This window comes from Enterococcus sp. 3H8_DIV0648, from assembly GCF_002140655.1.
GTDB classification, from domain to species: Bacteria; Bacillota; Bacilli; order Lactobacillales; family Enterococcaceae; genus Enterococcus_A; species Enterococcus_A hulanensis.
The window spans coordinates 1,257,193-1,271,079 of the sequence record NZ_NGLG01000001.1; the positions used below are offsets into that span (position 1 = coordinate 1,257,193).

Annotated in this window: 10 protein-coding genes; 1 reads left to right on the forward strand and 9 read right to left on the reverse strand. The window is 42.0% G+C overall.

Annotated features, from left to right (window positions below):
• The 4 genes from A5875_RS23565 to uvrB form a co-directional block, all read right to left on the reverse strand.
• Nucleotides 1–617: amino acid racemase (locus A5875_RS23565; protein WP_088934639.1), on the reverse strand; the 617-nt coding region annotated here is incomplete at its 3' end.
• Between the two features lie 2 nt (nucleotides 618–619).
• Nucleotides 620–1,876 (reverse strand): carboxylate--amine ligase, encoded by a 1,257-nt coding sequence (locus A5875_RS05755; protein WP_088932733.1) that lies wholly within the window; start codon nucleotides 1,874–1,876, stop codon nucleotides 620–622.
• A 101-nt stretch (nucleotides 1,877–1,977) separates the two neighbouring features.
• Nucleotides 1,978–4,800: an excinuclease ABC subunit UvrA gene (gene uvrA, locus A5875_RS05760; RefSeq protein WP_088932734.1), complete on the reverse strand. Its 2,823-nt coding sequence runs from the start codon at nucleotides 4,798–4,800 to the stop codon at nucleotides 1,978–1,980.
• Between the two features lie 63 nt (nucleotides 4,801–4,863).
• The gene (uvrB, locus tag A5875_RS05765; RefSeq protein ID WP_088932735.1) at nucleotides 4,864–6,855 is read right to left on the reverse strand and encodes an excinuclease ABC subunit UvrB; all 1,992 of its coding nucleotides are present in this window, start codon (nucleotides 6,853–6,855) and stop codon (nucleotides 4,864–4,866) included.
• A gap of 219 nt (nucleotides 6,856–7,074) precedes the next feature.
• Here uvrB and A5875_RS05770 point away from each other — a divergent pair, with 219 nt between their 5' ends.
• Nucleotides 7,075–7,272 (forward strand): hypothetical protein, encoded by a 198-nt coding sequence (locus tag A5875_RS05770; protein ID WP_088932736.1) that lies wholly within the window; start codon nucleotides 7,075–7,077, stop codon nucleotides 7,270–7,272.
• Nucleotides 7,273–7,373: 101 nt separating this feature from the next.
• Here the strand turns inward: A5875_RS05770 and ilvA are convergent, their stop codons facing one another.
• Genes ilvA through ilvD form a run of 5 tightly spaced genes read right to left on the reverse strand, consistent with a single transcriptional unit; the run spans nucleotide 7,374 to nucleotide 13,575 of the window.
• Nucleotides 7,374–8,630 carry a threonine ammonia-lyase IlvA gene (gene ilvA, locus A5875_RS05775; RefSeq protein WP_088932737.1) on the reverse strand — a complete coding sequence of 419 codons (1,257 nt, stop codon included), beginning with the start codon at nucleotides 8,628–8,630 and terminating at the stop codon, nucleotides 7,374–7,376.
• A gap of 12 nt (nucleotides 8,631–8,642) precedes the next feature.
• A complete protein-coding gene (gene ilvC, locus A5875_RS05780; RefSeq protein ID WP_088932738.1) occupies nucleotides 8,643–9,638 on the reverse strand; it encodes a ketol-acid reductoisomerase in 996 nt (331 codons plus the stop codon).
• Nucleotides 9,639–9,697: 59 nt separating this feature from the next.
• Entirely contained in the window at nucleotides 9,698–10,174 is a 477-nt protein-coding gene (gene ilvN / locus A5875_RS05785) for an acetolactate synthase small subunit (RefSeq protein WP_088932739.1), read from the reverse strand.
• Complete coding sequence (gene ilvB, locus A5875_RS05790; RefSeq protein ID WP_242551261.1) at nucleotides 10,175–11,872, reverse strand: biosynthetic-type acetolactate synthase large subunit; 1,698 nt, start codon at nucleotides 11,870–11,872, stop codon at nucleotides 10,175–10,177.
• A gap of 20 nt (nucleotides 11,873–11,892) precedes the next feature.
• Nucleotides 11,893–13,575 (reverse strand): dihydroxy-acid dehydratase, encoded by a 1,683-nt coding sequence (ilvD, locus tag A5875_RS05795; RefSeq protein ID WP_088932741.1) that lies wholly within the window; start codon nucleotides 13,573–13,575, stop codon nucleotides 11,893–11,895.
• Nucleotides 13,576–13,887: the final 312 nt, after the last annotated feature.

Genomic DNA, 13,887 nt, shown 5'->3' on the forward strand with positions numbered 1-13,887 from the left:
TCTTGAACTAAAGATAGTTCTGTGCAGCCTAAAATAGCATTTTGACACCCATATTTTTCAAAGACATCTGAAAGAATTTCTAAATATAACTCACTATTGATGTAGTCGTTTTCCTTCACATCATGATAAATCAGATAATTAACTTTTTCTTGAAGTTCTTGTTCAGGAGCCATAACTTCAAATCCTTTTGCCTCCAGCTCACTTTGGTATACTTTAGCTGTCATTGTTCCGGCAGTAGCCAACACGGCAATTTTCTCTCCCGGTTGATGGTGCTTCGTCGCCTCATTAACCGCTTCACGCGGCATGTGCAATAATGGAATTTTCGTTGCACCTTGAAGCTGTTCAAAAAAGTAATGAGCAGTATTGCAAGTCAGCACTATAAAATCAGGCTGTAATAAATTTTGTTTCTCAATATCATCTAATAGAAACGGCAATGGACTAGGAGCCTCATTATCCAAAATGTAAGCCGTCCGGTCAGGAACAGTCGCATGATTGAACATCACATAATTCAAGTACTCTTGATCATTGTGAGCTTGGGTTCGTTGATTCAGTATTCGAATAAAACTTTCTGTTGCCATTGTTCCCATACCGCCAAGAATACTAAAAAAATTTTCCATATTTATCCTTCTTTCTCTTTAAAGAATAAATCAAATCGTCCTTTATATTTGCTGAACATGTATTTCATTAATACCCAACGCATCAGAGACATATCTTTCTTATAAAAGACTGTAGTGCCCCATTGTTTATTTTTAATCATCTCTAGCGCTTTCTCTTTGTCGGCATTGTTACGAGCGAATTTTTCAAAAACACCCTTCGGCACGCCCATCCACAACATAGAAGTTGCAGCTTCTGCCTTTCCATAGATCGTTTCGCTAAAAGGCTTTTCAAACACACGATCTTCCGTCACGTACTGCGCTAAATTAAAGCCGTTGAGAGTAACGAAGAAACTGCTGCGTCCTTGGCGCAAATTGATTTCAAATAGTTTGTATTCTCCATCGCGCGGGTCATACTTCATGTCAAAATTCGCAAAGCCAGTGTAATTGATCTTTTCTAGAAACCCTTTAATCGTTTGATAAATTTTTTCATTGTATTCAGGTATGATCGCTACATAGTTTCCGATTGCTTCTGGAGAAGGATCTTCTAATAGCGGATGACCCAAACACATCATACGCACTTGATGATTTTGATCAACATAGGCATTTAAAACACGCATATTACTGTCATCACCAGGAATAAAATCTTGTGCAATCATTTCACTAGTATAGCCGGCTTCGTAAATACGTTCGATAATTGTGTCGAACTCATCACGTGTATCCAAAATAAAGGCCTTCTTGCGCCCTTCAAAATCAATAGACAGCCATTCTACACTATTTGCAGGTTTTAAAGCCACTGGGAAATCAAACGGTAAGTCTTGCTTTAATTTTCCAGCCTCCAACATATCTTCAGTGATGATAAAAGTGTTTGGATAAGGCAAATCATATTTTTCGCAAATTTCATAGAAGCTGACTTTACTGATTAAGCTTTGTAATAAATCAAAATCAATATAAGGGCAAATAAACCATTCAGAAAGCTCTTCTTTGTGTTGCGAAACTAACTCGGCATATCCATCACCGCATGCGATCAGTAGATATTTCGTATCAGGATTATTGTAAGTGTTTTTCCCTAAATCGCGCATTTGTTCAATAAATACAGGGTCCTTGTCGAATCCCGGAACAACATGTACATTCACAATCTTACTATATTTTGTTGGTGCCAATTGCAACCCAGCATAAGCCTCTGAAACGATTCCATAGGCTTCGTGAAAAGAACGGGACATACCATAGACATTAATATCGCTCCCTAATAAAATCGGGACAAATTTTTGTTTTTCATTCATATTTTCTTACACCTTCTCATTCTAAATCCTTGATAATCATACCATAAAGAAAAATGCAAGCAAAGGAGAATCCTTCACTTGCATCGAGCTTTATCAGTTATTTATTTTTTTAGGACACGCTTCAAATAATGACCAGTATAACTCTCGGGAACTTCAGCGATTTCCTCTGGTGTACCTGTAGCCAAAATTGTACCGCCCCCGTCGCCGCCTTCTGGTCCAAGGTCAATCACATAGTCGGCTGATTTGATCACATCTAAATTATGTTCAATGACCAAAACAGTATTTCCAGCATCAACAAAGCGTTCAAGCACCTTCAATAAGCGAGCGATATCGTCCGTGTGCAATCCCGTTGTCGGCTCATCTAGAATATAGAAATTTTTGCCGTTAGAGTTCTTATGAAGCTCACTGGCAAGTTTCATACGCTGTGCTTCCCCGCCAGAAAGTGTTGTTGCTGGTTGCCCCATTGTGACATATCCCAAACCAACATCTACGATCGTTTGCAGTTTGCGATGAATTTTAGGAATATGTTTAAAGAACTCAACAGCATCTTCAACAGTCATTTCTAAAATATCAGCAATATTCTTTCCTTTATAATGAACCTCTAACGTTTCTGAGTTGTACCGCTTCCCATGACAAACTTCACACGGTACATAAACATCTGGTAAGAAATGCATCTCGATCTTGATAATTCCGTCACCACGACAAGCTTCACAGCGTCCGCCCTTAACATTGAAGCTAAAGCGGCCTTTTTTATATCCGCGAATTTTGGCTTCATTCGTTTGTGCAAATAAATCTCGAATATCATCAAAAACACTTGTATAAGTAGCAGGGTTGCTTCGTGGTGTGCGACCAATTGGGCTTTGATCAATATCAACTAATTTTTCAATATTATTATACCCAGTAATTTTCTTGAACTTCCCAGGTTTATTTGAGTTCCGATTCAATTTCTGAGCTAAAGCCTTTTTCAAAATCTGATTTACTAATGTTGATTTTCCTGATCCGGAAACACCCGTTACTGCGACAAATTTTCCTAATGGGAACTCTGCTTCAATATTTTTCAAATTATTCTCAGCAGCACCAGTAACCTTGATTTTCTTACCATTTCCTTTACGACGTTCTTTGGGTATGGCAATTTCTCGTTTTCCTGATAGATACTGACCAGTCAAAGATTTAGGATTCTTCTCAACCTGCTTCGGCGTTCCCGCAGCAACGATCTCTCCACCTTGATCACCGGCACCCGGGCCAACATCAATCAAATAATCAGCTGCACGCATCGTATCTTCATCATGCTCTACAACGATCAGGGTATTTCCCAAATCACGCATTTTCTTCAAGGATTCAATCAAACGATCATTGTCCCGTTGATGCAGCCCAATCGAAGGTTCATCCAAAATATAAAGAACTCCGGATAAGTTTGAACCAATTTGAGTCGCTAAACGAATCCGTTGTGCTTCACCACCAGATAAAGTTCCTGAAGCTCGACTTAAAGTCAGATAATCCAACCCAACGTTTCGCAAGAAGCTCAAACGATCCTTGATTTCCTTTAGAATTGGTTTAGCAATGACTTTTTCCTGCTCACTTAAAGCAACTGTTTCAAAAAAGTCCAATGCACTATTAATCGAATCTTCACTCACTTGCCCAATATTCACATCATTAATCTGAACAGATAATGCTTGCGGGTTCAAACGATAACCATGACAAGTTTGACAAGTTAATTCGGTCATATACAAACGCATTTGATCACGTGTAAAATCGCTATTTGTTTCTGCATACCGACGATTAATGTTGTTAATAATACCTTCGAAAGGAACTTCTACATCACGAACTCCGCCGAAATCATTTTCATAGTGGAAGTGGAAATTTTCTCCGTTCGATCCATTCAAAATAATATCTTGATGTTCTTTCGGCAGCTCTTCAAATGGTGTATCCATGTCAATCCCGAAACTTAAGCAGGCCTGTTCCAACATTTGCGGATAATATTGTGAGCTGATTGGATTCCAAGGAATCAATGCACCTTCGCGTAATGTTTTCCCTTGATCAGGTATCACTAGATCCATATCGACTTCTAACTTAATCCCTAAACCATCACAATCTGGACATGCGCCAAAAGGAGCATTAAATGAAAATAATCGTGGTTCAAGTTCACCTACTGTAAAGCCGCAATACGGACATGCATAGTGTTCGCTGAAAAGCATTTCTTTTTCACCAATCACATCGACAATCGCGTAACCTTCTGCTAAACGCAAAGCCGCTTCAAAAGAATCAAATAAACGTGAACGAATTCCTTCCTTAACAACAATCCGATCGACGATGATCTCAATGTCATGCTTTTTATTTTTGGTTAATTCAGGGGCTTCTGTCACATCATATAATTCTCCATCAACACGCATGCGGACATAGCCTTCCCGTTGAATCATTTCAAAAACTTTTTTATGCTGCCCTTTTTTCTTAGTAATTACTGGTGCTAAGATTTGGATTTTTGTCCGTTCCGGCAGTTCCAAAACCTTATCAACCATTTGCTCAACAGACTGAGAAGTAATCTCAATATGATCGTTGGGACAAATCGGATGCCCTACTCGTGCATAAAGCAACCGCAAATAGTCATTAATTTCAGTCACCGTTCCTACTGTCGACCGAGGATTTTTGCTGGTCGTTTTTTGATCAATTGAAATTGCCGGACTCAAACCATCAATGCTATCTACATCTGGTTTGTCCATCTGACCGAGAAATTGGCGTGCATACGCCGATAAACTTTCCACATAACGGCGTTGACCTTCCGCATAAAGCGTATCGAAGGCCAACGAGCTTTTCCCAGAACCAGATAAACCAGTAACAACCACCATTTTGTCACGAGGAATCGTCACATCAACATTTTTCAAATTATGAGCTCGCGCTCCATGAATTACTATCTTATCATTCGCCATTTATATCTCCTTGTTCATTAACTATATTCATTTTTTTAGTGGAACTGATGCCTTTAGCTCAGTCTATTCCGCTGCTTTTAATTCTAAAATCGTATCACGTAAAGTTGCCGCAGTCTCAAAGTCAAGCGTTTTTGCAGCTTCGCGCATCTCATCTTCAAGCTTGGCAATAAGTTCCTTACGTTCTGATTTCGATAATTCTTCATAAGATGTTGCATCAAATGATTCAATATCTTCTGCTACCTTACTGATTGAGATCAAGTCACGAATTTCTTTGATGATCGTCTTAGGTTCGATCCCGTGATCTTCATTATATTGCTGCTGAATATTACGCCGGCGTGTGGTTTCATCCATTGCTCGCTGCATAGAGTCGGTAATTTTATCAGCATACATAATTACTCTACCTTCTGAATTACGGGCGGCACGACCAATTGTTTGAACAAGAGATCGTTCACTTCGCAAGAATCCTTCTTTGTCCGCATCCAAAATAGCTACTAATGAGACTTCCGGCACGTCAAGTCCTTCTCGCAACAGATTGATCCCCACAAGTACATCAAATTTTCCTAAACGCAAATCACGAATGATTTCTGTCCGCTCCAATGTTTTGATATCACTGTGCAGATATTTGACTTTGATTCCTAATTCTTTGAAGTAGTCCGTTAAGTCTTCTGACATTTTTTTCGTTAAGGTTGTGACAAAGACTCTTTCGTTTCGCTCAGAGCGCTCATTGATTTCTCCAACCAAATCATCAATTTGTCCCATGATCGGACGCACTTCAATGACCGGATCTAATAAGCCAGTCGGACGAATAATTTGCTCTACTACTGTATCTGTCTCTTCGTGCTCATAAGGACCAGGCGTCGCTGAAACATATACGATCTGATTCACGCGTTCTTCAAATTCCTCTAATCGTAAAGGTCGATTGTCTAACGCTGAAGGCAAACGGAAACCATAATCGACCAACATTTGTTTACGTGCTCGGTCACCATTATACATGCCGCGTACCTGAGGCATCGTTACGTGAGACTCATCAACGACGAGTAAAAAGTCATCAGGAAAGAAATCAATCAGCGTATAAGGCGGTTCGCCTTCTTTACGACCATCCATATGTCGTGAGTAGTTTTCAATACCTGATGTATAGCCCATTTCTCTCAACATCTCAATGTCATAGTTTGTGCGTTGTTCTAATCGCTGAGCTTCTAATAATTTGTTGTCATTACGCAGCACTTCTAAGCGATCTTCAAGTTCTGTTTTGATATTACTGATCGCAACTTCCATGTGGTCTTCATTTGTTAAGAAGTGAGTGGCTGGGAAGATAGCTACGTGTTCAGTCTCTCCAGTGATTTCGCCAGTCAATGCATCTACTTCACGAATTCGTTCGATCTCATCTCCGAAAAACTCCACACGTAAAGCACGTTCATCTCGTGATGCAGGGAATATTTCCACTACATCGCCACGAACGCGAAAGCGGCCACGTTGAAAGTCAATATCGTTTCGTTCAAACTGAATATCGATCAAATTTCGCAACAGCTTATTCCGATCCATTTCCATTCCGACACGTAAAGACAAAACTTGCTCCATATACTCTTTTGGTGATCCCAAACCAAAAATACAAGAAACGGAAGCCACCACGATCACATCATTACGTTCTAGTAACGAGCTGGTCGCCGAGTGACGTAGTTTATCAATCTCGTCATTGATACTGGAATCCTTTTCGATATATGTATCACTAGAAGGCACATATGCCTCGGGTTGATAATAATCATAGTAGCTGACAAAATACTCCACCGCGTTGTTAGGAAAGAATTCCTTAAACTCGCCATATAATTGACCCGCTAATGTTTTATTGTGGGCAATGATCAGAGTTGGCTTATTGACTTTCTTGATAACATTGGAGATCGTATACGTTTTACCAGTACCGGTGGCTCCTAACAGTATTTGTGCTTTTTTTCCATCAACGATCCCTTCGGCAAGTTGTTTAATGGCCTCGGGCTGATCGCCTGCAGGCTGATATTTTGAATGAAGGTCGAACGTGTTGTCCGTTACTCTTTCAATCATACAAAAATCCCCCTTTTTATATTAAATGTACAAAGACTGTCTCTTATACACATCTAGATGTGTATAAGAGACAGTCTTTACTTTTTGTAAGTAACTATCCGAGATCATCATACATCAGAATTGGTCAAACTCCTAATAATTTGTCTCCGTCTTACTGGACGCTGAAAAACATTTGCGAGATAATAGGAAAAATAATGAATTAATTGAGGAGTTGACAGGATGACTTCATTTGAAGATCGATTAGCGCTCTTTCCGCAGGAACTGCGCAAGGCTTGGAGTGTCGGCTTTGTTTTTATGTATAACGGGAAAACCTTTCATCATTTTCCGGCACGCCAATGGACAGATGGACAAATCAAAGCCTATTTTCAAGAAAATTATAACAGCCCTTCTGTCATAACCGAGCATCCAGATTTGTAGCTGAAGGAATTGCAGGTCGAAAAATATCCTGAATGGGTTGTTGTTATTCCTTATTAACCCAAAAAAGAGCTTAACGATTTTTTTCGTTAAGCTCTTTAGGTTTAAACCAATAAATTATACAACGTTTTGTTTTGACTCAATTCAATATACGTTGAATCGAACTCCTTCAAGCGCTTCAATAAATCTGGCAAAGTTTCAGGTTTCTTCAGCAAGACGCCGATCACAACTGGCCCGGTTCCTCGATTACTCTTCTTAGTATATTCAAAACGAGTAATATCATCCCCTTCACCTAGAACCTCTGATACAAATTCTTTTAGAGCGCCTGGGCGCTGCGGGAAGTTCACGACAAAGTAATGTTTCACGCCTTCGTAGATTAAAGAACGTTCCTCGATTTCGGCCATTCGATTGATGTCGTTGTTTCCGCCGCTGATGATGCAAATGACTGTTTTGCCTTTGATTTTGTCTTTCATCAAATCTAACGCAGCCACACTTAACGCACCAGCAGGTTCGACCACGATTGCCTGCTTGCCATACAAATCTAAGATCGTCGAGCAAATCAAGCCTTCGTCGACTGACATCAATTCGTCGACATACTTTTTACTATGAGAGTAGGTGATTTCACCGACACGCTGAACTGCTGCACCATCGACAAATTTATCGATCTCAGTTAATTTGACCGGCTGTTCCTCTTCAAAGGCTGCTTGCATTGAAGCGGCACCCTTCGGCTCGACCCCGATCACTTTAGTCGTTGGCGAAGTATTCTTTACGTAGGATGAAACCCCGCTGATTAATCCGCCACCGCCGATTGCTGAGATCACGTAGTCAGGTTTGTAACCTTCGCTTTCTGCATCGGTCATCATCTCTAAAGCTAAAGTGCCTTGTCCTGCAATGATATTTTTATCATTAAAAGGATCGATAAAGGTCATGCCGTTTTCTTCGCAGTATTTCTTTGCGGCAGCGGCAGAAGCATCAAAGGTATCGCCGACTAAATGAATATCCGCAAATTCACCACCAAAGAATTTAACTTGAGAAACTTTTTGCTGCGGTGTCGTCGTTGGCATGAAGATCGCTGCCTGTGTTTTCAATTCATGACAGGTATAAGCGACTCCTTGTGCGTGGTTCCCCGCACTTGCACAAACGACACCGTTTTTCAATTCTGCCTCTGGAAGCTTCTTAATGGCATAATATGCTCCGCGTAATTTAAATGAACGAACTTTTTGCAGGTCTTCCCGTTTTAGTAAAATGGTCGCCTGATACTTTTCAGATAAATAACGATCATATTGCAACGGCGTGTGGTTTACAGAGTTTTTCAGTAACTGATATGCACTGCGGACCTCGGTATCTTTGATCAATTCCATCGCTGCACCCCTCTAATCTTTACGACTTACAAATGGCATCATTTTTCTTAATTCGCCGCCCACTTCTTCAATTTGATGACCGGCACTTTCAGCGCGCATCTTCTTGAATTCAGGGAAGCCGTTTTTGTTATCATCGATAAATCCTTTGGCAAATTTGCCGTTTTGGATATCCGTCAAGACTTCCTTCATGCCTGCTTTAGCCGTTTCAGTGATCACGCGAGGACCAGAAACGTAGTCGCCGTATTCAGCAGTGTTTGAGATCGAGTTGCGCATTTTCCCAAAACCACCTTCATAAATCAAGTCAACGATCAATTTCATTTCGTGACAAACTTCAAAGTAAGCCAATTCAGGCTGGTAGCCAGCTTCAACTAATGTTTCAAAGCCCGCTTCGATCATGCTCGTCAAGCCGCCGCAAAGCACTGCTTGTTCGCCGAATAAATCTGTTTCTGTTTCTTCTTTAAAGGTTGTTTCCAAGACACCTACTCGAGTAGCGCCGATTCCTTTAGCGTAAGACAACGCCAAATCTTGAGCAGTTCCTGTTGCGTCTTGATGAACAGCAAATAAAGCAGGTACCGCAAATCCTTCAGTAAAGGTACGACGAACTAAATGGCCCGGACCTTTAGGAGCAACTAAGAATACATCCACGTTTTTAGGCGGATTGATAACATCGAAATGAATATTGAAGCCATGGGCAAAGACTAACGCATCGCCTTCATTTAAGTTTGGTGCGATTTCATTTTCATATAATGCACCTTGAATTTCGTCTGGAGCTAAAATCATGACTACTTCGGCTTTTTTCGTTGCTTCTGCTACAGGCAACACATCAAACCCATCTTCGCGAGCAGCCTCAGCGGATTTTCCTTCTCGAATACCGATCACAACTTGGTGACCTGTATCTCTAAGATTTTGTGCATGAGCATGGCCTTGTGATCCATATCCCACCACTGCAATTGTTTTTCCTTCTAAAGCATCCTTCGCTACTGCATCATCATAATAAACTTTAACCATAATTTTTCCTCCAATTTTTTTGACTATATTAATAGCAAAATCATCAAATAATTTTGCGCTTAACCTCTGCTAAATCCGGTTACACCGGTTCGTGCTAATTGTTTGATACCATAAGGCCGCAACACATCGATACACGCGTTGACCTTTTCTGTTGAGCCGGCCACTTGAACCACGATCGTTTTTAAGCCTACATCCACGACATCGGCGCGGAACGGATCGATCATCGCTTGAATCTCCGAACGGATAGCCGCTGGTGCACTAACCTTGATCAATGCAAGCTCTCTTTCCAAATGGGGCTCGTCAGTTACATCAGATACTTTAACGACATCGATTTGTTTATTTAATTGCTTTGTAACCTGTTCAACGTCGGCTAAAGTTTCAGCCTGAATAATGATCGTCATCCGGGATTCGCCGTCTCTTTCTGTCCGACCGACCGAAACACTATCCATGTTTACTTGCCGGCGATTCAAGACACTCGTGATTCGACTCAGCACCCCTGCCTGGTCATGGACCATTGCTGTAATCATCCGTCTCATTTAATCAACCCCCAACATCTGATCATTTGGCATTCCTGCCGGGATCATTGGTAATACATGCTCTTTATTGCAGATCATGACTTCAATCAGCATTGGCCCTGGTGTGGCGAAAGCTTCCTGCAAATCCTTTTCTAAAGTTGCCGGATCGGTGATTTTTTTATTGCCGATTCCGTAAGCTTCAGCCATCTTCATAAAGTCCGGCTGCTCATGGAACACAGATTGGGAACGCCGTTCGTTAAAGAATTTCTCCTGCCACTGACGAACCATGCCTAGCGATTGATTGTTCAGCAAAACAAACTTGATATCTAAATTATGCTGATTCAGGATTGCAAGTTCTTGATTTGTCATTTGGAAACCGCCATCTCCGACGAATACCACAACTGACTCGTCTCTTTTGCCAAACTTCACACCAACGCCAGCAGGTATTCCATACCCCATCGTTCCTAGACCGCCACTAGTAATCAGTTGTTTAGGAAACTGGAAGGGATAATATTGCGCAACCCACATTTGGTGTTGACCCACGTCTGTTACAACGTAAGATTTGCCTTTTGTAATTCGGCCGACGATTTCAACCACTTCTTGCGGCTTGATGATTTCTTCATGCCGTTCATATTTCAATGGATATTTTTGTTGACGCTCTTCGCAAAGCTTACGCCACTCTTCACAATCAGGGGCTTCGATTTCAATCGACAGCATTTGCTGCAAAGCGATCTTAGCATCACCAACGATCGGTACATCGGTTTTAATAATTTTGCCGATTTCTACTGGATCAACGTCGATGTGCGCGACCTTCGCGTGTGGTGCAAAAGCTTCAGGTGAACAGGCCAGTCGATCGTCAAAACGGCTGCCAATATTGATCAATAAATCAGCTTCCATCATCGCCATGTTTGCTGCAAAGGTGCCGTGCATACCGCCCATTCCCAAAAAGTTCGGATGGTCATGAGGCAACAGGCCTAGCCCTAGCAATGTACTAACAGTCGGTATTTGATATTTTTCAACGAATTGACGTAATTCATTGACGCCATTTGCAGCCACGAGCCCGCCGCCGACTAAAAGAAGAGGCTTCTTAGCTTTTTTCAGTAAGCCCATCAACCGTTCGATCTGCAATACTGATGGTGTTGTCGTTGGCTGGTAACTTTCCAAATGGACAGGCTTATCAATTCTAGGATTTGCTTTCAAAACGGTGATATCTTTTGGCAGATCAATCAAGACTGGTCCTTTTCTGCCGGTTGTCGCAATGTGAAAGGCTTCGTTAATGATCCTAGGAAGCTCTTCAATGTCGCGAACCTGATAATTATTTTTAGTAATCGGTACGGTTATCCCCAACATATCTGCTTCTTGAAACGCATCTTTGCCGATCCCCGGTGTTGTTACCTGACCAGTGATGACAACTAGCGGAACGGAATCGATCATCGCATCTGCAATGCCCGTCACTACGTTAGTTGCGCCTGGTCCGCTGGTTACGATTACGACTCCCGGCTTGCCTGTAGCTTTTGCGTAGCCTTCTGCCGCATGAACCGCCCCTTGCTCATGACGCGTGAGAATATTTGGAATAGATTCATCATAAAGTGAGTCATATAATGGTAAGACGGAACCGCCGGGATACCCAAAAATCAATTCGACTCCTTGATTTTCCAAACATTTGATTAACAAATCTGCGCCGCTATACAGGTGTTCAGTCTCCATTTTTTGCTTCATTTCTTCCACCCCCATTCCCCCTATTCTTCAGGTAGTTTCATGACACCGCCGGTATGTGCCGAGGTGACCATCGCTGAGTAACGTGCCAACCAGCCCTTTTTGACTTTCGGCTGGAATTTCACTAGACTTTCTTGCCGTTTCGCTAATTCTTCCTCTGACACATCGACATTCAAGGTTCGATTTGTCAGATCAATCGTGATCTCGTCACCGTCTTGAACCAATGCGATCGGTCCGCCTGCGGCTGCTTCTGGTGAAACATGTCCAACCGCAATTCCGCGAGTGGCTCCAGAGAAGCGTCCATCAGTAATCAATGCAACATCTTTGCCTAAACCGCGACCCACAATACTGGAAGTTGGGGCCAACATCTCTGGCATCCCCGGTCCACCCTTAGGCCCTTCGTAACGTATCACGACGACGTGACCTTTAGTGACCGTATGATTGTCGATTGCCTCTACCGCCTCATCATGAGAAGCAAAGCAAATCGCTTTTCCTTTAAAGACTTTGATACTCGGATCAACACCGCCGACCTTGATAACACTGCCTTCCGGTGCGATGTTGCCATAAAGAATCGAAAGACCGCCGACTGGACTATATGGTGCTGTTTTCGGATGGATCACTTCTTCATTCATGATTTTTGCTGCGGCGACATTTTCACGTAAAGTCTTGCCAGTAACTGTGATCCGATCGGAGTGGATTGCACCATCAATCGAAACTAATTCATTGATGATCGCTGGTACACCACCCGCTTCATGGACATCGTGCATAGAATAGCTAGATGAAGGAGCGATTTTAGAAAGATAAGGAACTCTTTTTGCGATTTCATTGATATCTGATTGATCATAATCAATCTCTGCTTCATTAGCGATCGCCAACGTGTGAAGTACGGTATTTGTTGATCCGCCCATCGCCATGTCTAGCGCAAATGCGTCATCAATCGCTTCTTTGGTCACGATATCCCGCGGTTTGATCTGCTTTTTCACTAGATCCATCAAATGCTTCGCTGATTCGCGAACAAGGTCACGCCGTTCATCCGAGACTGCTAAGATCGTTCCATTTCCAGGTAACGCTAGTCCTAAGATTTCTAACAGGCAGTTCATGGAGTTTGCCGTAAACATCCCGGCACAGGAGCCGCAGGTTGGACAAGCATTTTGTTCCATAAATAGAAAATCTTCTTTGTTCATTTGACCTTCTTTGAAGGCACCAACCGCTTCGAACATTGAAGAAAGGGTTGTTTGGTGACCATGGGGATCAATTCCGGCCTTCATCGGACCGCCTGAACAAAAGATCGAAGGAACGTTCGTCCTTACTGCCGCCATGATCATCCCCGGTGTAATCTTGTCACAGTTAGGAATGTAGAAAACACCATCAAACCAGTGAGCATTGATCACAGTTTCTGCCGCATCAGCGATTAACTCGCGACTAGGTAAAGAATAGCGCATTCCGATGTGCCCCATCGCGATGCCATCATCCACACCAATTGTGTTGAATTCAAAAGGAATTCCTCCGGCTTCGCGGATCGCTTCTTTTGCCACATCTGCTAATTCTCGTAGGTGGACATGTCCTGGTACGATATCGATGTAAGAGTTACAAATAGCTATAAATGGTTTATCCATATCATGGATATTTTTTACTTGGCCAGTCGCATATAATAAACTTCTGGCGGGTGCTGCATCGATTCCTTTTTTAATCTGATCACTTCTCATAGTCACATCTCCCTACCTGTAATAAAGGCTTACACGAACTCGCTCAGCTGATTGCCGAGAAAGCTAGTTCGAAAAGCCAGACATCGAAAAAAAGAGCATCCCATCAATAAATGGGATGCTCTTGCAAGAATCCCATTTCTAACGCAAATAGGACTCAAACTAACGGTTTGTTGCTTCTCCGCGTTCTAAGTCCTGGACTCAATAATTAATAAGACGATGCCATCAAAATTATTGTATTTACTCTTGCGCATAAAAATCGGCTCCTCGTTTTTTCTAATAATATCTTAATCATTTTTTTATACTATACATTTC

Coding starts and splice junctions, on each gene's coding strand:
- uvrB (WP_088932735.1), bottom strand. CDS start 6,855: ATGATTGAAAGAGTAACGGACAACACGTTCGACCTTCATTCAAAATAT.
- ilvB (WP_242551261.1), bottom strand. CDS start 11,872: ATGAAGCAAAAAATGGAGACTGAACACCTGTATAGCGGCGCAGATTTG.
- uvrA (WP_088932734.1), bottom strand. CDS start 4,800: ATGGCGAATGATAAGATAGTAATTCATGGAGCGCGAGCTCATAATTTG.
- A5875_RS05770 (WP_088932736.1), top strand. CDS start 7,075: ATGACTTCATTTGAAGATCGATTAGCGCTCTTTCCGCAGGAACTGCGC.
- A5875_RS05755 (WP_088932733.1), bottom strand. CDS start 1,876: ATGAATGAAAAACAAAAATTTGTCCCGATTTTATTAGGGAGCGATATT.
- ilvA (WP_088932737.1), bottom strand. CDS start 8,630: ATGGAATTGATCAAAGATACCGAGGTCCGCAGTGCATATCAGTTACTG.
- ilvC (WP_088932738.1), bottom strand. CDS start 9,638: ATGGTTAAAGTTTATTATGATGATGCAGTAGCGAAGGATGCTTTAGAA.
- ilvD (WP_088932741.1), bottom strand. CDS start 13,575: ATGAGAAGTGATCAGATTAAAAAAGGAATCGATGCAGCACCCGCCAGA.
- ilvN (WP_088932739.1), bottom strand. CDS start 10,174: ATGAGACGGATGATTACAGCAATGGTCCATGACCAGGCAGGGGTGCTG.